The following is a 17,409-nucleotide window of genomic DNA, read 5'->3' as shown; positions in this document are numbered from 1 at the left end:
GTTTCCGTATCCGATTTCCTCGGCGCTTTCCAGGTTTCCGCTTTCGCGTTTCCCTTTCCGGCGAGTCCGACTCTATCAGATCCTTTCGGGCCTGACTCCCAGTCAGCGGGGCTTGTCTTCCGGCCTTTCGGCGCTTTCGCGTTTCCGGCCTTTCGACATTCACTACGTTAGCCGATTCCCTCGGTGACTCATAATCGAGTTCCGCGGGTTCGAATTCAGACGTGCAGGCACGCCGAATAAGCCCCCGCTGCGGGGAAGTCGTAGGTAGTGGGTTGGCCGCTCTCGGCTGCTGGCTGAACGCCGTAACCGGTTCAAGCGGCTCGGGCTACATTACGGATCCCCCAGAGGCGCGTCAAGTTGAGCGGCGGCGAGGCGCGTGCGCTCTATAGGGACTCACCGTCTGATCGCCGGCGACCCAGAAACGCCAGGGATGAACGCCCCCGTCGCCGGACACTCCGGTGCGCGGACCGTTGCGTACCTGGTCGGAGGGGACGGGAGTACCCCTCAGCAGGGTCAGTGGGGAGCCCTCGGGTCCACAGGCGTCCGCACCGTCGAGCGACCGGTCCACCCCGAGGGCCGTCGCGAGGCGCGCCGGCCCTTTGGCCAGTTCCTTGTCGTATCGGGCCGAGAGTCGACGTTTACGGGCGAGCTCCGCACCCTCGACGACCTCGCCGGCCCGGAGCAGCACCCCACTGGGTCTGCCCTCGGGACCGCACACCAGGTTCATGCAGTGCCACATGCCGTAGGTGAAGTAGACGTACACATGACCGGGCGGGCCGAACATCACGCCGTTGCGGGCCGTGCGGCCGCGGTAAGCGTGCGATCCCGGGTCGTTCGGGCCGTCGTACGCCTCGACCTCCGTGAGGCGCAGCTCGATCGGGCCGTCCGGAGTGGCCCGTACGAGGACGCGCCCCAGCAGGTCCGGGGCGACCTCCAGGACGGGGCGGTCGAAGAAGTCCCGGGTCAGGGGCGTACGGTCGGGGGCCGCGATCATGGCGTACGAGCGTAGTCCCTCCCCCGCCTCCGTGCGGCGGGGTCGGAGCCGGACGGACGGATACCCGCGCGCGGGGTGGTCAGAGGTCCCTTTCCCTTGCGAGGGTGAGGGCGCGGAACCGGCCGGGGCCGGATCGCGTTTGTAGGGATCAAGGGATCCATACAGCCAGAGGACGAACAGGCATCGCCTGGGGAGGAAGTGACGACATGGGGTTCAAGCGGCTGCTTGCGAGTCTGGGGGCCGGTGGGGCTTCGGTCGAGACGGTGCTGACGGAGGCCAACACCGTTCCGGGCGGCGTCGTCCAGGGCGAGGTGCGGATCCAGGGTGGCTCGGTCGACCAGGCGATCGAGGGTCTGTCGGTCGGCCTTCAGGCCAAGGTCGAGGTCGAGGGCCACGACGACCAGGAGTACAAGCAGAACATCGAGTTCACGAAGCTGAGCCTCGGCGGGGCCTTCCACCTCCAGGCGGGCGCCGTGCACACGGTCCCGTTCGGACTGGAGATCCCGTGGGAGACGCCGATCACCATGATCGACGGACAGAGCCTGCGCGGGATGAACATCGGCGTCACCACCGAGCTGCAGATCGCCCGAGCCATCGACCCGGGCGACCTCGACCCGGTCAACGTGCACCCGCTGCCGGCGCAGAAGGCGATTCTCGACGCCTTCATCCAGCTGGGCTTCCGCTTCAAGAACGCGGACATGGAGAAGGGCCACATCCGCCACACCCGTCAGCGGCTGCCCTTCTACCAGGAGATCGAGTTCTACCCGCCGTCGCAGTACCGCGGGCTGAACCAGGTGGAGCTGAGCTTCGTCGCGGACGACCGCGCGATGGACGTCGTCCTGGAGATGGACAAGAAGCCGGGCATCTTCAGCGAGGGCAGCGACTCCTACCGCTCCTTCGAGGTGGGTCTGCACGACTTCCACGGCACCGACTGGGCCGGATACCTGAACCACTGGCTGTCGGAGGTCGGCAGCAAGCGCAGCTGGTTCTAGGCTCGGACCAGAGAGAGCCCGCCGTTCAGGAGGTACTGACGTGACCGAGCCCAAGAGGCCGCCACTTCCGCACGACTTCCACCCGCCGGTGCCGGCGTTCACCCTCACCAGTGAGGACGTCGCGCCGGGCGCGGTGCTGAAGGACGCTCAGGTCCACGCGGCCGGGAACACCTCGCCTCAGCTCAGCTGGGAAGGCTTTCCGCCGGAGACCAAGAGCTTCGCCGTGACGTGCTTCGATCCGGACGCCCCGACGGGGAGCGGATTCTGGCACTGGGTGCTGTTCGACATCCCCGCTTCGGTCACGGAGCTGCCCACGGGCGCGGGCGGCGGCAAGTTCGAAGGCCTGCCCGAAGGCGCCGTCCACGTGCGCAACGACTACGGGTCCCGGGACTTCGGCGGCGCCGCGCCTCCGGCCGGGGACCCCGCGCACCGGTACGTGTTCACGGTGTACGCCGTGGACCAGGAGAAGCTCGGTCCGGACGCGGAGGTGTCGCCCGCCGTGGTGGGCTTCAATCTGCGGTTCCACACGCTGGGGCGCGCCCAGCTGATCGGTGAGTACGCGAATCCCGCCACAGACTGACGTTCACCGAACGTTTGCCCGCCTCTGGTCATGGAAGTGATCAGGGGCGGGCATTTTTTATTGCGTTGTCCATCTCGGCGTGCCCGGCCAGAGTTGATCCCAGCCCGCCGCAGGGGGGCCGGTGCGCAAGAGGAGGTGGGCTGGATGCGGGAGACGCTGGTACTGAACGCGAGTTTTGAGCCATTGTCGACGGTGACGTTGAACCGAGCCGTCGTTCTGGTGCTGACGGACAAGGCCGTCGTCGAGCAGGCCCACCCCGAACTGCGTATGCGCGGCGCCGCGCTGGACATACCCGTGCCGCGGGTGATCAGGCTCTGCCGGTACGTCCGGGTGCCGTTCCGAAGACAAGCGCCGTGGTCGAGGCGGGGTGTGCTGGTACGTGACCGGCACCGGTGCGCGTACTGCGGGCGCCGGGCCACGACCGTGGACCACGTCGTGCCGCGTGCCCAGGGCGGTCAGGACTCCTGGCTGAACACGGTGGCGTCCTGCGCCGAGGACAATCACCGCAAGGCCGACCGTACGCCGGAGCAGGCGCAGATGCCCCTGCTGCGGGAGCCGTTCGAGCCGACTCCGGCGGACGCCATGCTGCTGGCGCTCGGCCAGGACGACTTCGACGCGCTGCCGGAGTGGCTGGCACAACCTGCCGCGTAGCCCGTACGACATGACGAGGGGCCTCTCTCCGCGGGAGAGGGGCCCCTCGTCGTACCGTCGTCGCGTCAGTCCGTGATGGACGGCTTCTCGCGGCGCTCGGAGCCGCCGCCGGAGCCTCCCGAGGACCCTCCGTTGCCCGAACCTCCGCCCAGGCCGCCGAAGTTGCCCATGGCCCCGCTGAGGCCCTTGAGGGCGTCTCCGATCTCGCTGGGCACGATCCAGAGCTTGTTGGCGTCGCCCTCGGCGATCTTCGGGAGCATCTGGAGGTACTGGTAGGAGAGGAGCTTCTGGTCCGGGTCTCCGGCGTGGATGGCCTCGAAGACCGTACGGACGGCCTGGGCCTCGCCCTCGGCGCGCAGGGCCGCGGCCTTGGCCTCACCCTCGGCGCGCAGGATCGCGGACTGCTTCTCGCCCTCGGCGGTGAGGATCTGGGACTGGCGGATGCCCTCCGCGGTGAGGATCGCGGCGCGCTTGTCGCGGTCGGCGCGCATCTGCTTCTCCATCGAGTCCTGGATGGAGGTGGGCGGCTCGATCGCCTTCAGCTCGACGCGGTTGACGCGGATGCCCCACTTGCCGGTGGCCTCGTCGAGGACTCCGCGCAGGGCCGCGTTGATCTCCTCGCGGGAGGTCAGGGTTCGCTCCAGGTCCATGCCGCCGATGATGTTGCGCAGCGTGGTGACGGTGAGCTGCTCGATCGCCTGGATGTAGCTGGCGACCTCGTACGTGGCGGCTCGGGCGTCGGTGACCTGGTAGTAGATGACCGTGTCGATGTTGACGACCAGGTTGTCCTGGGTGATCACCGGCTGCGGGGGGAACGGCACGACCTGTTCACGCAGGTCGATGCGGTTGCGGATGGAGTCTATGAACGGGACGACGATGTTGAGGCCGGCGTTCAGCGTCCGCGTGTAGCGGCCGAAGCGCTCGACGATGGCGGCGCTGGCCTGCGGGATGACCTGGATGGTCTTGATCAGGGCGATGAAGACCAGCACCACCAGAATGATCAGGACGATGATGATCGGTTCCATCGATGCTCCCCGTACCCTTCTCCACTCGGCAATTCCGAAAGATCTTATGGGTGTTGAAGATCTTGCTGGTCGAGTCTGACAGAACGTCGCCTGCCACGTGGGGCGTTCGGTTCACTTGCGTTGTGCGAGGTCACATGACGATCGCCGTGGCGCCGTCGATGTCGACGACATCCACTTCCTGGCCCACTTCGTAGGCCTGTGCGCCGTCGAGGGCGCGCGCGGACCAGATCTCGCCGGCGAGCTTGATGCGGCCGGCGCCCGAACCGTCCACCCGCTCCAGGACGACGGCCTGTCTGCCCTTCAACGCCTCGATCCCGGTGGCGAGTTCGGGGCGCTGGGTGCGGTGCCGGACCGCGATGGGCCGTACGACGGCGATGAGCGCGACGGACACGACGACGAAGACGAGCACCTCGGCGACGACACCGGCACCGAGGCCCGCGGCGACCGCCGCGGCGACGGCGCCCACGGAGAGCATGCCGAACTCCGGCATCGCGGTCACCACGAGCGGGATGCCGAGTCCGGCCGCCACGATCAGCCACCACACCCATGCGTCGATGTCGTTCACGTGGTCATGGTAGGACCGCGCTCCCCCGGCGGACAGGGTGCGCGATCAAGTCGGGTACGCCGGGTGACGGGGGTGCGTCCGCGTGCCGTGACGGTTTCAGGCCATCGGCAGACCCTGCGCGGTCCAGCGCTCGCCGACCTGCTCGACGACGAGGGGGAGACCGAAGCAGAGCGAGAGGTTGCGCGAGGTGAGTTCGAGCTCCAGCGGGCCGGCGGCGAGCACCTTGCCCTGACGGATCATCAGGACGTGGGTGAAGCCGGGGGCGATCTCCTCGACGTGGTGCGTGACCATGATCATGGAGGGCGCGATCGGGTCGCGGGCGAGGCGGCCGAGGCGGCGTACGAGGTCCTCGCGGCCGCCGAGGTCCAGGCCGGCGGCGGGCTCGTCGAGGAGCAGCAGCTCGGGGTCGGTCATCAGGGCGCGGGCGATCAGGGTGCGCTTGCGCTCGCCCTCGGAGAGGGTGCCGAACCTGCGGTCCAGGTAGTCGCTCATGCCGAGGCGGTCGAGGAAGGCGCGGGCGCGCTGCTCGTCGATGTCCTCGTAGTCCTCGTGCCAGCCGGCGGTCATGCCGTACGCGGCGGTGAGGACCGTCTGGAGGACCGTCTGGCGCTTGGGGAGCTTCTCGGCCATGGCGATACCGGCGATGCCGATGCGCGGGCGGAGCTCGAAGACGTCGACCTGGCCGAGGGTCTCACCGAGGATGGAGGCCGTGCCCGTGCTGGGGAAGAGGTAGCTGGAGGCGACGTTCAGGAGGGTTGTCTTCCCGGCGCCGTTGGGGCCGAGGATGACCCAGCGCTCCCCCTCCTTGACCGACCAGGAGACCTGGTCCACCAGAGCCCGGCCCTCGCGGACCACGGATACGTCCACCAGTTCCAGTACATCGCTCATGAGCGCGTTGTCTCCCATTGCATCTCGGCCGTCGCTTACGTCTGTGGACGAAGCCCCCAGGGAAAACCTACGCCACCGGTCGGCCGCACCGACCCATCGGCCGGTCCTTAGGGTGGGAGCATGCTCTCGGAACCACGCTCAGGACAGCTGGCGGCATGGGGAAATGCCCTATTGGCCGGACTTGTTTCGCCGGACGACGCCGTGCTCGCCATCGTCGGGGAGGACGCGGTGCACCGGGTCGAGGGGCTGCCCGGCGAGTCGGGGCCCGTCGGGCTCACGCTCGCCCTCGGCCGGCTCCGCAGACTCGGGGTGACCGGACTGCGGGTGGCACTGCCCGCGCCGGGGCATCCGCTCGGGCTGAGCGGGCCGCCCGAGTTCAACGCGCGCGCCCTCGACGCCGAGGAGGCCGTGGTCTGCCACGGGGCGGCGCTGGGGCTCGTGCCCGAGGTGTACGAGGCCGGGCCCGCGGGCGATGTCCATGTCGAGGTCGTCTGGCACTGTCTCGCCGTGCGGGAGGCGCCGCCGGCCGACGTGCCCTCGCTCGGGGAGGCCGAGCGGGAGCTGGCGGAGGCGCTGCGTGAGGCGACCAAGGTGCTGTCCCGGCTGGACGTGGCCGGGTCGGGGCCGGTCGCGGCGGCGGCGATCGACGCGTACCGGGCGCGGGCGGAGCGGGGGCGCGAGGTGCTGGCTCCCGGGTATCCGTCGCGCGCCGTGCGCGTGCTGGAGCTGGCTCAGCGGGTCGGGATGCTGATCTCCGTGGCGTACGAGAGCGGGCACGGTGGCGCGGTGAGCGCGTCGGAGATCGCTGCCCGGGCGGAGGCGCTGCGGCCGGTGGAGCGGACGGCTCGGCGGGCGCAGGTGGCGGCGTACAACGCGTTCGTGGAGGAGCGGGAGCGGGGGGTGCGCTGAGCTCCGCTCGGGGTGCGGCTTCGGCTTCGGTCCGGTGGGTGGGTCGGGGCCGTGCCGGTGCATCAGGCCGTCGCCGTTGGATGAGGCGTGACCGTCGGTGGCGACGGCCATCGATGTACCGGCACGGCCCCGACGGCCCGGACCCCGACTGCGGGAGTGTCGTGGCTTGGGTGCGTGCCTTCAGTCCCGGCCGGTCACCTTTCAGCGCGGGGAAAGATTCAGCCCCTCCGGCGTTTGAGGAGCGGGGGTCTGGGGGCGGAGCCCCCGGGGTCGGGATGGGTAGGGGCGGAGGGGGCGAAAGTAGGTTGTGTGGGGGTCGGCGTTGGTTTCGGGGGTGTGGAGGGTGCTGCGCCTGTGGGGCGGGAACGCGGAGAGGCCCCGCGAAACGTTTCCGTTTGCGGGGCCCCTTCGGGTGGTGCGGTCAGCCGTTGACGCCCGCGTTGCCGAACGCCGGGTTCAGGAGACCCACGACGTTGATGGAGTTGCCCACGACGTTGACGGGGACGTGGACGGGGAGCTGGACGACGTTGCCCGAGGCGACGCCCGGCGACTGCGCGGCCGCGCCCTCGGCCCCCGAGTCGGCGACAGCGGCACCGGCACCAGCGCCCGCGGCGATACCGGCGACGGTGACGGCCAGGGCGGCCTTCTTGGCGATGTTCATGGGAAGCGTTCCTCCTGCGTGTACGGATCCGACCCTGCCGCGGGTCGTACGCTGAGAAACGCCGTGGACTCGGGGACGGCACGGGCAGACCCCACGGTTTGCCCCGTCCGGTGCAGTCCACGGATGAGCCGAAAAGCCGACCGGCCCCCCGGGAACGCCCTGGGAGGCCGGTGGCCGTGACCGCCTCGGCGGGGAAGCCTCAGCGGTTGAGACCGAGGTTGCCGAAGGCCGGGTTCAGGGCGCCGATCACGTTCACGCTGTTCCCCACGACGTTGACCGGCACGTCGACCGGGGCCTGGACGAGGTTGCCGGAGACGACGCCCGGGGAGCCCACGGCCCCGCCGGCCGCCGACGCGCCGTCCGCTGCCGAGGCCATACCCGCTCCGGCGGCGACGAGGCCGCCCGCCACCATCGCGACGGCCGTGAACTTCTTCAGGTTCTTCACTTGCGAAACCCCTCCTGGCGAACACCGCGGCGGACCGCCGCGGCGCACTGGAGAACGGCCCGGGTTCACGGAGGATGCGCCATCCGGGTGACATCCACACGACGGTATGAATCTCATCCCGGAGCGGGACCTTCCGAATTGACGGTCAGTCCGCGATCCCGTGCCGTACGGCCCAGAGGGCGGCCTGGGTCCGGTCGGCGAGGTCGAGTTTCATCAGGATGTTCGAGACGTGGGTCTTCACCGTCTTCTCGGAGAGGACGAGGGCGCGGGCGATCTCCCGGTTGGACCGGCCGTCCGCGATCAGACCGAGCACCTCCCGCTCCCGTTCGGTGAGCGAAACACCTCTCCCCTGACCGGAGTTGACCTCTTCCTGGGACAACAGGGCGTTCGCGACCTCGGACTGCAGGACGACGTGCCCCGCGTGGACGGAGCGGATGGCACGGGCCAGCGCGTCGGGGTCCACGTCCTTGTAGACGTACCCGGCGGCGCCCGCACGCAACGCCGGTACCACCGTGCGCTGTTCGGTGAAGCTGGTGACGATCAGCACGCGCGCGGGGTTGGCGAGTTCGCGGAGCTTGCGCAGCGCCTCGACGCCGTCCATGCCCGGCATCTTGACGTCCATGAGGACGACGTCGGGCCGGAGCTCCTCGGCGCGGGCGACGCCCTCCGCTCCGTCGGACGCCTCCCCGACGACCTCGATGTCGTCCTGTACTTCGAGGAAGGTGCGCAGTCCCCGGCGGACGACCTGGTGGTCGTCGACGAGCAGCACCTTGATTGCGTCAGCCACCAGGGACCTCCATCTCGATCACGGTGCCCTTCCCGGGCGCCGACTCCACGGTGAGTGTGCCGCCGACCCCGCCCGCCCGGTCCCGCATGGACACCAGGCCGAGATGGCGGCCGGCGCTGCGTATGTCGGTGGGGTCGAAGCCGCTGCCGTCGTCGCGGACGTGCAGGACGGCGCCGGGGCCGCGCCGGTCCAGGGTGACGTCGACGCGGGTGGCGCCGGAGTGCCGCAGCGCGTTGTGCAGGGCCTCCTGGGAGACCCGGAGCACGGCCTCCTCCTGGGAGGCGGGCAGGGCTCGTACACCGTGGCTGGAGAAGGTCACGCGCGCGGAGTGGGCGCGGTCGAGGACCTGGATCTGGGTGCGCAGGGTGGCGACGAGACCGTCCTCGTCGAGGGCGGCGGGGCGCAACTCGACTACAGCGGCGCGCAGTTCCTCGGTGGCCTCGGCGGCGAGCGCGGCCACGTGCTGGAGTTCGCCCTTGGCGCGGGAGGGGTCGCGGTCGACGAGGGTGGCGGCGGCCTGCGCGGTCAGGCGCAGGGAGAACAGCTTCTGGCTGACGGCGTCGTGGAGTTCGTGCGCGAGCCGGGAGCGTTCCTCGGCGATGGTGAGTTCGCGGCTGCGTTCGTAGAGCCGGGCGTTGGTCAGGGCGATGGCCGCGTGCTGGGCGAGGATGGTGAGGAGTTCCTCGTCGTCCTCGGTGAAGCCGCAGCGGCCGTCCGGTCCGGGACACGGCGGTTCGCCCTCGGGCCGCATCTTGTTCGCGAGGAAGAGCGCGCCGATGGTCTCGTCGCCGTCGCGGATGGGCAGGCCGAGGAAGTCGGACATGTCGGGGTGGGCCGCGGGCCAGCCCTCGAAGCGGGGGTCCTCGCGGACGTCGGCGAGGCGCTCGGGGCGGGCCTCGCGGAGCATCGCGGCGAGGATGCCGTGCTGGCGCGGGAGCGGTCCGATGGCCTTCCACTGGGCGTCGCTGACCCCGTCCACGACGAACTGGGCGAAGCCTCCGTGGTCGTCGGGCACCCCGAGGGCCGCGTACTGCGCGTCGAGCAGTTCGCGGGCCGAGGCGACGATCGTCTTGAGGACGTCGCGCACTTCGAGATGCCTGCTCATGGCCAGCAGCGCGGAGCTCACCGCGTACAGGCCCGACCGGGGTCCGTGACTCATGACCCCAAACTACCGGCGGGCGGTGACAGCGCGTATCGGCCCTGTGGACGCGGCCGCCGGGCCATTGGGCCTAGGCCGAAGGGCCCCTGATCATTGCGCCCCGCGTCCGAGGCGGCGGGGCGGGGCCCGTTCCTACGGTGAGGACACCCGTCGGGAAGGCGGGCCGAGCGAGGGGACGGATGTCATGCCGGTAGCGATCATCACGGGGGCCTCGAAGGGACTGGGGAGGGCGCTCGGCGCGGCTCTGGCCGGGCGTGGCTGGGATCTGGTGCTCGACGCGAGGACGGCGGGGGCGCTGGAGGAGACGGCGCGGTCGCTCTCCGCGTACGGGACACGGGTGGAGGCGCTGCCCGGGGACGTGACCGACGCCGGTCATCGTGCCGCGCTGGTGGCCGCGGCCCGGAAGCTGGGCGGTGTCGATCTGCTCGTGAACAACGCGAGCGCGCTGGGCGCGGAGCCGCTGGTGCGGCTGGAGGAGCTGGATCCCGAGGGTCTGCGGCGGGCGCTGGAGGTCAATGTGGTCGCCGCGCTGGGCCTGGTCCAGGAGGCCCTGCCGTCGCTGCGGGCGGCCGGGGCGGGCGCGGTCGTCTGCGTGAGTTCGGACGCGGCGGCCGAGGCGTACGGGACGTGGGGCGGCTACGGGGCGTCGAAGGCCGCGCTGGACCAGCTCGCGGCGGTGCTCGGTGTGGAGGAGCCGGGGCTGCGGGTGTGGGCGGTGGATCCGGGGGACATGGGCACCGACCTGTACGCGGCGGCCGTACCGGACGACGACGGTCCGCGGCCGGCGCCCGACCAGGTGGTCCCGGTCTTCCTGCGGCTGCTCGACGAGCGGCCGGCCAGTGGGCGGTACGCGGCCTCGGACCTGCTGGAGGAGCGGTGACGACGGTGACGGGGGTTTCCCGGGAGGGGCGCGGCCGGGCGTGGGGAAGCGTTCCGGAGGAGTTGTCGGCGCGGGTGCCCGCGGAGCAGCGCGGTCCCGGGCGCGAGCGGGACTCCGTACGGCTGCTGGTCTCGCGCGGTACCGAGGTGTCGCATCACGCGTTCGTGGAGCTGCCCCGGCTGCTGAAGGCCGGGGATCTGCTGGTCGTCAACACCTCGGCCACGCTGGCGGCGGCCGTGGACGGGCGGATCGGCCGCGCGCGCGTGGTGGTGCACTTCTCCACGCGCGGTGACGACGGCCGGTGGGCGGTCGAGCTGCGGGAGCCGGACGGTCGCGGGACCACGCGCGCGCGTGCGGGCGGCCCCGCGGGGACGGAGCTGTCTCTGCCGGGGGACGGGCGTCTCGTACTGGAGGAGCCGCTGGCTCCGCCGGGGCGGCGGCTGTGGTGGGGGCGCGTCGCGGGCGTGGACGTGCTGGGGCTGCTGCGGGGGCACGGGCGGCCGATCCGCTACGCGTACACGGACCGGGACCAGCCGCTGTCGGTGTACCAGACGGTGTTCGCGCTGCCGTCGGACGACGGGGCGGGGAGTGCGGAGATGCCGAGCGCGGCGCGTCCCTTCACCGCGCGTCTGGTGGCGGAGCTGGTGAGCCGGGGTGTGCAGTTCGCGCCGGTCGTCCTGCACACGGGGGTCGCCTCGGCGGAGGCGCACGAGCCTCCGTATCCGGAGCGGTACGAGGTTCCGGAGGTGTCGGCCCGGCTGATCAACGCGGCTCGGGCCGGCGGGGGCCGGATCGTGGCGGTCGGCACGACGGCGGTGCGGGCCGTGGAGTCCGCGGCCGGTGAGGACGGGCTGGTCCGGGCGGCGAAGGGGTGGACCGGTCTCGTGGTGACTCCGGAACGGGGGGTGCGGGCCGTCGACGGGCTGCTGACCGGGCTGCACGAGCCGGAGGCCTCGCATCTGCTGATGCTGGAGGCGGTCGCGGGCGGGGCGGCGGTCGACCGGGGGTACGCCGAGGCGCTGCGCAGGCGCTATCTGTGGCACGAGTTCGGCGACGTGCACCTCCTCCTTCCCGGTGTCCACCCCGGGAACGGCCCTCACTCTGAGCATTGCTGAAGCAACTCCGCGTCAGAATGATCGAGGGACCCTGTGAGCCCGCGCATAGGGTCCAGGTCACGTACGAAGGTGCATAGGAGATAAAAGGGACAAGGTGACCAGGGAAGACATGCCAGTCTGCCCCGATTTGCCCCATCTGCGTCCACTACCTGGCTTCGTAGGTCACACCTTTGCCAGGGCATTTTGCGACCGCTAAGAATTGCTCATGTCGCTCAGCGCCTCGGGTTCTCCCCCGGGGCGTTTGTTCCGGAAACACAGTCCCCGACCGGGACGAAGAGCGACCTCCGCGCTATTCGAAGAGGTCTTCAGTCATGCTCAAGAACATTGCTGCTCGTCGTCCCAGTACGAAGCTCTCCAAGGTCCAGAAGTACTCGATGGCCGGTGTCGCCACCCTCGGTGCCGCGACCCTCGCGTTCTCCCTCGCGCCCTCCGGTTCCCACACCACCACCGACGCCGCCGCCCCCGCGGCTCCGGTCGCCTACAGCGGCCAGCAGATCAAGGGTGTCGAGGCCGGTGTCGCCGGTACGACCGGTGCCGAGCTGAAGGCGCAGTCCATAGCCGCCAAGCACAAGGCGGCCGCGGACTCCGCGACCGCGGCGAAGAAGAAGGCCGCCGCGACGGCGGCCGCCAAGAAGAAGGCCGCGGCGCACGCCGCCGCCGTCAAGGCCGCCGCGAAGAAGAAGGCCGCCGCGTCCCACGCGAAGGCCGCCGCCGCGAGCCGCTCCACGCAGCGCATCACGATGCAGACCGTCGCCGCGAAGACGTACGCCAACAACCTCGACGGCTGGATCCGCCAGTCCCTCGACATCATGAAGGCGCACGGCATCCCGGGCACCTACAACGGGCTGCACAAGAACATCATGCGTGAGTCGTCGGGCAACCCGATGGCCATCAACGACTGGGACATCAACGCCATCAACGGCATCCCCTCGAAGGGCCTGCTCCAGGTCATCCCGCCGACCTTCAAGGCCTACCACGTGGCCGGCACCTCGTGGGACATCTACAACCCCGTCGCCAACATCACCGCCGCCGCCAACTACGCGGCCGACAAGTACGGTTCCATGGACAACGTCAACAGCGCGTACTGAGGACTCAGCGCGGAGTCCGCACACAGACGCCGAAGGGCGGCACCCCGGTCGGGGGTGCCGCCCTCGCGTCGTTCCCAGGCGTCTACTTGCGCATGACCTCGGGCTCGTGGCGGCGCAGGAAGCGGGCCACGAAGAACCCGCAGACCACACCGAGGACCACCAACGCGATCATGTCGAGGGTCCAGGCCCCGGCCGTGTGGTTCCACAGCGGGTCCGTGCTCGTCGGATCGTCCTGGTTCGGGAAGATGTTGTTCAGGTCAAGCGTGGCCCCGGACGCGGCCACCGCCCAGCGGGCCGGCATCAGGTACGAGAACTGGTTGACGCCCACCGTGCCGTTCAGGATGAACAGACAGCCCGTGAAGACCACCTGGACGATCGCGAACATGACCAGCAGCGGCATCGTCTTCTCCGCCGTCTTCACCAGCGAGGAGATGATGAGACCGAACATCATCGACACGAAGCCCAGCGCCATGATCGGCAGCGTGAGCTCGACCTTGGGCAGGCTCTTGAGGATCAGACCCTCGGACGGGACCTCGCGGCTGCCGAAGCCGATCGCCCCGACCAGCGCGCCCTGGAGCATGGTGATCACACCGAGGACGATCACCTTGGACATCAGGTACGCCGAGCGCGACAGGCCCGTCGCCCGTTCCCGCTCGTAGATCACCCGTTCCTTGATCAGCTCACGGACCGAGTTGGCGGCGCCCGCGAAGCACGCCCCGACCGCGAGGATCAGCAGCACGGTCGTGGCGGTGCCGTTCGCCACATGGGCGCCCGAGGGCAGTATCTTCGCGTTGACCAGCAGCGTCTTGCCGTTGTCGATGAGCAGGCTGACCGAGCCCAGGACCGCGGGCAGGATCACCGTCAGCGCCAGGAAGCCCTTGTCCGACACGATCACCGAGACATAGCGGCGCATCAGCGTCATCAGCTGGGAGCCCCAGCCCTGCGGCTTCGGCGGCTTCATCGCCTGCGCCGACGGCATCTGCGTCGACTGCGGAGCCACCGCGTCGATGTCGGCGGCGTACATCTGGTAGTGCTGCGAGCCCTTCCAGCGGCCCGCCCAGTCGTAGTCGCGGTAGTTCTCGAAGGCGGAGAACACATCGGCCCAGGTCTCGTAGCCGAAGAAGTTCAGCGCCTCCTCCGGCGGACCGAAGTAGGCGACCGAGCCGCCCGGCGCCATCACCAGCAGCTTGTCGCAGATCGCGAGCTCCGCCACCGAGTGGGTCACCACGAGGACCGTACGGCCGTCGTCGGCGAGGCCGCGCAGCAGCTGCATCACGTCACGGTCCATGCCCGGGTCGAGACCGGAGGTCGGCTCGTCCAGGAAGATCAGCGACGGCTTGGTCAGCAGCTCGAGCGCCACCGACACCCGCTTGCGCTGGCCACCGGAGAGGGAGGTGACCTTCTTCTCCTTGTGGATGTCCAGCTTCAGCTCGCGCAGCACCTCGTCTATGCGGGCCTCGCGCTCCGCACCCGTGGTGTCCGCGGGGAAGCGCAGCTTGGCCGCGTACTTGAGGGCCTTCTTGACGGTCAGCTCCTTGTGCAGGATGTCGTCCTGCGGGACCAGACCGATGCGCTGACGCAGCTCGGCGAACTGCTTGTACAGGTTCCGGTTGTCGTAGAGGACATCGCCCTGGTTGGCGGGGCGGTAGCCCGTGAGCGCCTTCAGGAGCGTCGACTTGCCGGAACCCGACGGGCCGATGACCGCGACGAGCGACTTCTCGGGCACGCCGAAGGAGACGTCCTTGAGGATCTGCTTGCCGCCGTCGACGGTCACCGTCAGATGGCGGGCCGAGAAGGAGACCTCACCGGTGTCGACGAACTCCTCGAGCCGGTCGCCGACCAGGCGGAACGTCGAGTGGCCGACGCCGACGATGTCGTGCGGGCCCAGCAGCGCCGAGCCGCCCTTGGCGATCGGCATACCGTTGACGTACGTGCCGTTGTGCGAGCCGAGGTCGCGGATCTCGAAGCGGCCGTCCGGCGTCGCGTGGAACTCGGCGTGGTGGCGCGAGACCTGGAGGTCGGAGACCACCAGCTCGTTCTCCAGCGCACGGCCGATGCGCATCACGCGGCCCAGCGAGAACTGGTGGAACGTCGTCGGGCTGCGGTCGCCGTAGACCACCGGTCCCCCGGCGCCGGCACCGGCTCCCTGCTGCTGCGGGATGCCTCCCGCCTGCTGCGCGTTCTGCGCGGACTCGGGCGCCTGCGGTGTCGGCGGCTGGGACCAGCCGGGTCCCGCCCCCTGCGCCGCGAACGGCTGCTGCGCCGCCGGGGCCGCGGCCCCCGCCACACTCAGCCGCGGACCGTCGGTCGCGTTGCCGAGGTGCACGGCCGAACCGGGCCCGATCTCCAACTGGTGGATCCGCTGCCCCTGTACGAACGTGCCGTTGGTGCTCCCGTGGTCGTCGATGACCCAACTGCGGCCGTTCCAGCTGATCGTGGCGTGCCGCCAGGAGACCCTGGCGTCATCGAGCACGATGTCCCCCTGCGGATCACGTCCGAGGGTGTGAGGCCTGGACGCGTCGAGCGTCCAGGTCCTTCCATTCAATTCCAGTACGAGTTCCGGCACTCCAGCCCCACTGAGTTGTCCCCCGAGTTTCCCCCGTCGCAGGGAGTCTAGGGATGTCGAACATCGTGGGGAACTATTTCAGTTCAGGCCCCCTGACCGAAAGTCGGGCCTTGTGAACGTGGGCAACGGGCGGGTTGTCCACAGCCGTTGACGGGGTTGAAAACGGCCCGGAGAGTGGTAATCCCACACGAGGGGGACATACGCGGGATCGACGCGGCGCTGATCGGGGGGTCTGGCGATGAGCAACGGGACCACGCACCACGGCGGGAACGGCGGGGCCGTGCCCTGGGCGGATGTGCTGCTGTCCGCGATCGCCTCCGTGAGCTGGGCGTTGATCGGGATGGCGGGGACCGCGGCGCTCGGCCTGCACCTGCTCGGCGCGGACGCGACGGCCTCCCTGGGACCCATGACCGCGGCGATGGTGGCCCTCGGAGCCGGCGGCGCGGTGACCCCGTCGGGGAACGTCTCCGCGTTCGGGCTGAAGGGAGCGCAGGCGGACACCGCCATCCACATCACGCCGCTGGGCGTCGGCCTGGTCGGCGCCCTGGTGCTGTCGTGGTTCTTCCTGCGCTCCCTGCGCGGGGCGGGGGCCGTCGTCACCCCGGCCGAACTCCTCGCGCGGGCGGGCTCGGTGGTCGCCCTGTTCGTCGCGACCCTGGGCGGACTCGCCTGGGCCGGACACGACGTCATCACCATCGACGGCGCCAGGCTGGGGCTCGGCAAGGGCACCGGCGGTGGCGGCGGGCTCGGCTCCATCACGGACAAGCTCCCCGGCGGGCTCGGGGACCTCGGCGGACTGCTTCCCGGAAAGATCGGGGACCTCGTGAAGGCGAAGGCCGCCGTGGGGTTCTCCGTCGACACCGCGCCGACCCTGCTCGGCGGCGCCGCCTGGGCCGCCGCGGTGCTGCTCGTCGCGCTGCTGGCCTCCCGGCGTACGCCGCTGCCGGCCGGCTGGGACGCCGTGCACCGTGCGGTGCGGCCCGCCGTCTCCTCGCTCGTCGCCGTCCTGCTGGTCGCCGTCCTCGCCGGGCTCGCGGCGGCCGCGTACGCGGCGGTCGGGGACGCCCACCCGAAGCGGATCGCGGGCGCGGCGCTGCTCGGTGCGCCCAACGGGGTGTGGCTCGGTGTGCCGCTCGGGCTCTTCGTCCCCTTCGACGGCAAGGCCACCGGCGAGCTCGCGAAGCTGTTGCCCGACCCCGTCGACAAGCTGCTGAACACCGGCACGTCCCGGCCCGTCACGCTCGGGCGGCTCGCCGAACTCGACGGGCGCGTATGGCTGTTGGCCGTCGCCGCCGCATTGATGATGCTGTACGCGGGCGTTCTGACGGCGGCGCGTACGCCGTTCGTACGGGGCGGGGGTGCGCTGCGGTTCGCCGGGCGCTGCGCGGTTCGGCTGGGCGTCGTGACGGCGCTGGCGCTGCCGCTGCTGGCCTGGCTGACGGAGGTGTCGGTGGACGCCTCGCTGTCCGTGTTCGGGTTCGACGCGTTCGGGGCGGGGATCGAGTTGCGGGGGCGTCTGGGGGTGGCGCTGGTGCTGGGGGCGTTGTGGGGGGCGGGGGCCGGGGGTGTGGGGGCGGGGTTGGCGTTGGTGTGTGGGGTTGCGGGGTGGAGGTTTGTGGCGGGTGCTGGGCGCGCGGGGGGCGCGGGGGTCGGGGGCGGTGAGGTGGCCGGGATGGCACTGGGTGACGGGGGCGTTTCGGGGGGCGGGGTGGTTTCGGGGGGCGGGGCCGGTGACATGGCTGGGCCGTATGTGCCTCGGGGGTCGTACCGGGCGCCGAATCCTGACACCAATCCGTATCTGAGGGTGCCGGACGAGGTGCGGGAGCCGGAGGATCGGGCGCCGGGGGATGTGTACGGGGCGCCGACCATGGTGGGGCCGATCGGGCCGGCTCCGAAGCCTCTCCCGAAGCGGAGGCCGGACGGGCCGCCGCCGCTGCCTCCTCCCCCACCGCCGGTTCCCCCGTCACCCGGGGAGAGGCCGCCTGGTCCTCGGCGCTGAGGGGGCGGGGTCGGTCCGGTGGGTGGGTCGGGGCCGTGCCGGTGCATCAGGCCGTCGCCGTTGGATGAGGCGTGACCGTCGGTGGCGACGGCCATCGATGTACCG

General features: G+C 70.6%; 17 protein-coding genes. 8 read left to right on the top strand and 9 right to left on the bottom strand.

The window, feature by feature from the left end; all coding sequences use genetic code 11:
* Positions 1-352: 352 nt before the first annotated feature.
* On the bottom strand, positions 353-994 hold the full coding sequence (locus tag ACFWI4_RS40050) for a DNA-3-methyladenine glycosylase (RefSeq protein WP_387206474.1): 642 nt from the start codon (positions 992-994) through the stop codon (positions 353-355).
* 206 nt (positions 995-1,200) lie between these two features.
* On the opposite strand from ACFWI4_RS40050, the gene ACFWI4_RS40045 reads away from it, so the two are divergent.
* The 3 genes from ACFWI4_RS40045 to ACFWI4_RS40035 all read left to right on the top strand — a co-directional run bounded on the left by ACFWI4_RS40045 (position 1,201) and on the right by ACFWI4_RS40035 (position 3,217).
* On the top strand, positions 1,201-1,986 hold the full coding sequence (locus ACFWI4_RS40045) for a sporulation protein (protein WP_385409070.1): 786 nt from the start codon (positions 1,201-1,203) through the stop codon (positions 1,984-1,986).
* A 40-nt stretch (positions 1,987-2,026) separates the two neighbouring features.
* Positions 2,027-2,566: a YbhB/YbcL family Raf kinase inhibitor-like protein gene (locus tag ACFWI4_RS40040; RefSeq protein ID WP_387206471.1), complete on the top strand. Its 540-nt coding sequence runs from the start codon at positions 2,027-2,029 to the stop codon at positions 2,564-2,566.
* Positions 2,567-2,710: 144 nt separating this feature from the next.
* Positions 2,711-3,217 carry an HNH endonuclease gene (locus ACFWI4_RS40035; protein WP_385409074.1) on the top strand — a complete coding sequence of 169 codons (507 nt, stop codon included), beginning with the start codon at positions 2,711-2,713 and terminating at the stop codon, positions 3,215-3,217.
* Between the two features lie 65 nt (positions 3,218-3,282).
* Here ACFWI4_RS40035 and ACFWI4_RS40030 read toward each other — a convergent pair whose 3' ends face one another.
* From ACFWI4_RS40030 to ACFWI4_RS40020, 3 genes are all read right to left on the bottom strand, one after another.
* Complete coding sequence (locus tag ACFWI4_RS40030; protein WP_339128503.1) at positions 3,283-4,242, bottom strand: SPFH domain-containing protein; 960 nt, start codon at positions 4,240-4,242, stop codon at positions 3,283-3,285.
* A gap of 130 nt (positions 4,243-4,372) precedes the next feature.
* Positions 4,373-4,807, bottom strand: coding sequence for an NfeD family protein (locus tag ACFWI4_RS40025; protein WP_387206469.1), 435 nt, complete (start codon positions 4,805-4,807; stop codon positions 4,373-4,375).
* 96 nt (positions 4,808-4,903) lie between these two features.
* A complete protein-coding gene (locus tag ACFWI4_RS40020; RefSeq protein WP_339128505.1) occupies positions 4,904-5,695 on the bottom strand; it encodes an ABC transporter ATP-binding protein in 792 nt (263 codons plus the stop codon).
* 120 nt (positions 5,696-5,815) lie between these two features.
* On the opposite strand from ACFWI4_RS40020, the gene ACFWI4_RS40015 reads away from it, so the two are divergent.
* Positions 5,816-6,604 (top strand): hypothetical protein, encoded by a 789-nt coding sequence (locus ACFWI4_RS40015; protein WP_387206467.1) that lies wholly within the window; start codon positions 5,816-5,818, stop codon positions 6,602-6,604.
* Between the two features lie 421 nt (positions 6,605-7,025).
* Here ACFWI4_RS40015 and ACFWI4_RS40010 read toward each other — a convergent pair whose 3' ends face one another.
* The 4 genes from ACFWI4_RS40010 to ACFWI4_RS39995 all read right to left on the bottom strand — a co-directional run bounded on the left by ACFWI4_RS40010 (position 7,026) and on the right by ACFWI4_RS39995 (position 9,656).
* Positions 7,026-7,265, bottom strand: coding sequence for a chaplin (locus ACFWI4_RS40010; RefSeq protein ID WP_387206465.1), 240 nt, complete (start codon positions 7,263-7,265; stop codon positions 7,026-7,028).
* A gap of 199 nt (positions 7,266-7,464) precedes the next feature.
* Positions 7,465-7,710 (bottom strand): chaplin family protein, encoded by a 246-nt coding sequence (locus tag ACFWI4_RS40005; protein WP_385409011.1) that lies wholly within the window; start codon positions 7,708-7,710, stop codon positions 7,465-7,467.
* Between the two features lie 145 nt (positions 7,711-7,855).
* A complete protein-coding gene (locus tag ACFWI4_RS40000; protein WP_385409009.1) occupies positions 7,856-8,497 on the bottom strand; it encodes a response regulator in 642 nt (213 codons plus the stop codon).
* Positions 8,490-9,656, bottom strand: a complete 1,167-nt coding sequence (locus tag ACFWI4_RS39995) for a GAF domain-containing sensor histidine kinase (RefSeq protein ID WP_387206461.1) — start codon at positions 9,654-9,656, stop codon at positions 8,490-8,492. The genes ACFWI4_RS40000 and ACFWI4_RS39995 overlap by 8 nt, the downstream gene beginning before the upstream one ends.
* Positions 9,657-9,840: 184 nt before the next feature.
* Here ACFWI4_RS39995 and ACFWI4_RS39990 point away from each other — a divergent pair, with 184 nt between their 5' ends.
* The 3 genes from ACFWI4_RS39990 to ACFWI4_RS39980 all read left to right on the top strand — a co-directional run bounded on the left by ACFWI4_RS39990 (position 9,841) and on the right by ACFWI4_RS39980 (position 12,739).
* Positions 9,841-10,536, top strand: coding sequence for an SDR family NAD(P)-dependent oxidoreductase (locus ACFWI4_RS39990; protein WP_387206458.1), 696 nt, complete (start codon positions 9,841-9,843; stop codon positions 10,534-10,536).
* A complete protein-coding gene (locus ACFWI4_RS39985; RefSeq protein WP_387206456.1) occupies positions 10,533-11,651 on the top strand; it encodes an S-adenosylmethionine:tRNA ribosyltransferase-isomerase in 1,119 nt (372 codons plus the stop codon). The genes ACFWI4_RS39990 and ACFWI4_RS39985 overlap by 4 nt, the downstream gene beginning before the upstream one ends.
* 311 nt (positions 11,652-11,962) lie before the next feature.
* Entirely contained in the window at positions 11,963-12,739 is a 777-nt protein-coding gene (locus ACFWI4_RS39980) for a transglycosylase SLT domain-containing protein (RefSeq protein WP_387206454.1), read from the top strand.
* An 82-nt stretch (positions 12,740-12,821) separates the two neighbouring features.
* On the opposite strand, the gene ACFWI4_RS39975 is transcribed toward ACFWI4_RS39980, so the two are convergent.
* The gene (locus ACFWI4_RS39975) at positions 12,822-15,305 is read right to left on the bottom strand and encodes an FHA domain-containing protein (protein WP_387206452.1); all 2,484 of its coding nucleotides are present in this window, start codon (positions 15,303-15,305) and stop codon (positions 12,822-12,824) included.
* Between the two features lie 238 nt (positions 15,306-15,543).
* On the opposite strand from ACFWI4_RS39975, the gene ACFWI4_RS39970 reads away from it, so the two are divergent.
* Positions 15,544-17,304, top strand: a complete 1,761-nt coding sequence (locus tag ACFWI4_RS39970; protein ID WP_387206450.1) for a streptophobe family protein — start codon at positions 15,544-15,546, stop codon at positions 17,302-17,304.
* Positions 17,305-17,409 lie beyond the last annotated feature (105 nt).

This window comes from Streptomyces sp. NPDC127038 (assembly GCF_042725875.1).
Classification (GTDB): domain Bacteria; phylum Actinomycetota; class Actinomycetes; order Streptomycetales; family Streptomycetaceae; genus Streptomyces.
Note: the sequence above shows the minus strand (reverse complement) of the source record. Positions and strands in the feature narration are given on the sequence as shown.

Excerpts from the sequence above, each read along its gene's own strand:
- ACFWI4_RS39980 (WP_387206454.1), top strand. The coding sequence starts at position 11,963 with ATGCTCAAGAACATTGCTGCTCGTCGTCCCAGTACGAAGCTCTCCAAG.
- ACFWI4_RS40050 (WP_387206474.1), bottom strand. The coding sequence starts at position 994 with ATGATCGCGGCCCCCGACCGTACGCCCCTGACCCGGGACTTCTTCGAC.
- ACFWI4_RS39970 (WP_387206450.1), top strand. The coding sequence starts at position 15,544 with ATGAGCAACGGGACCACGCACCACGGCGGGAACGGCGGGGCCGTGCCC.
- ACFWI4_RS40010 (WP_387206465.1), bottom strand. The coding sequence starts at position 7,265 with ATGAACATCGCCAAGAAGGCCGCCCTGGCCGTCACCGTCGCCGGTATC.
- ACFWI4_RS40030 (WP_339128503.1), bottom strand. The coding sequence starts at position 4,242 with ATGGAACCGATCATCATCGTCCTGATCATTCTGGTGGTGCTGGTCTTC.
- ACFWI4_RS40015 (WP_387206467.1), top strand. The coding sequence starts at position 5,816 with ATGCTCTCGGAACCACGCTCAGGACAGCTGGCGGCATGGGGAAATGCC.
- ACFWI4_RS40045 (WP_385409070.1), top strand. The coding sequence starts at position 1,201 with ATGGGGTTCAAGCGGCTGCTTGCGAGTCTGGGGGCCGGTGGGGCTTCG.
- ACFWI4_RS39990 (WP_387206458.1), top strand. The coding sequence starts at position 9,841 with ATGCCGGTAGCGATCATCACGGGGGCCTCGAAGGGACTGGGGAGGGCG.
- ACFWI4_RS40020 (WP_339128505.1), bottom strand. The coding sequence starts at position 5,695 with ATGAGCGATGTACTGGAACTGGTGGACGTATCCGTGGTCCGCGAGGGC.
- ACFWI4_RS40035 (WP_385409074.1), top strand. The coding sequence starts at position 2,711 with ATGCGGGAGACGCTGGTACTGAACGCGAGTTTTGAGCCATTGTCGACG.
- ACFWI4_RS39995 (WP_387206461.1), bottom strand. The coding sequence starts at position 9,656 with ATGAGTCACGGACCCCGGTCGGGCCTGTACGCGGTGAGCTCCGCGCTG.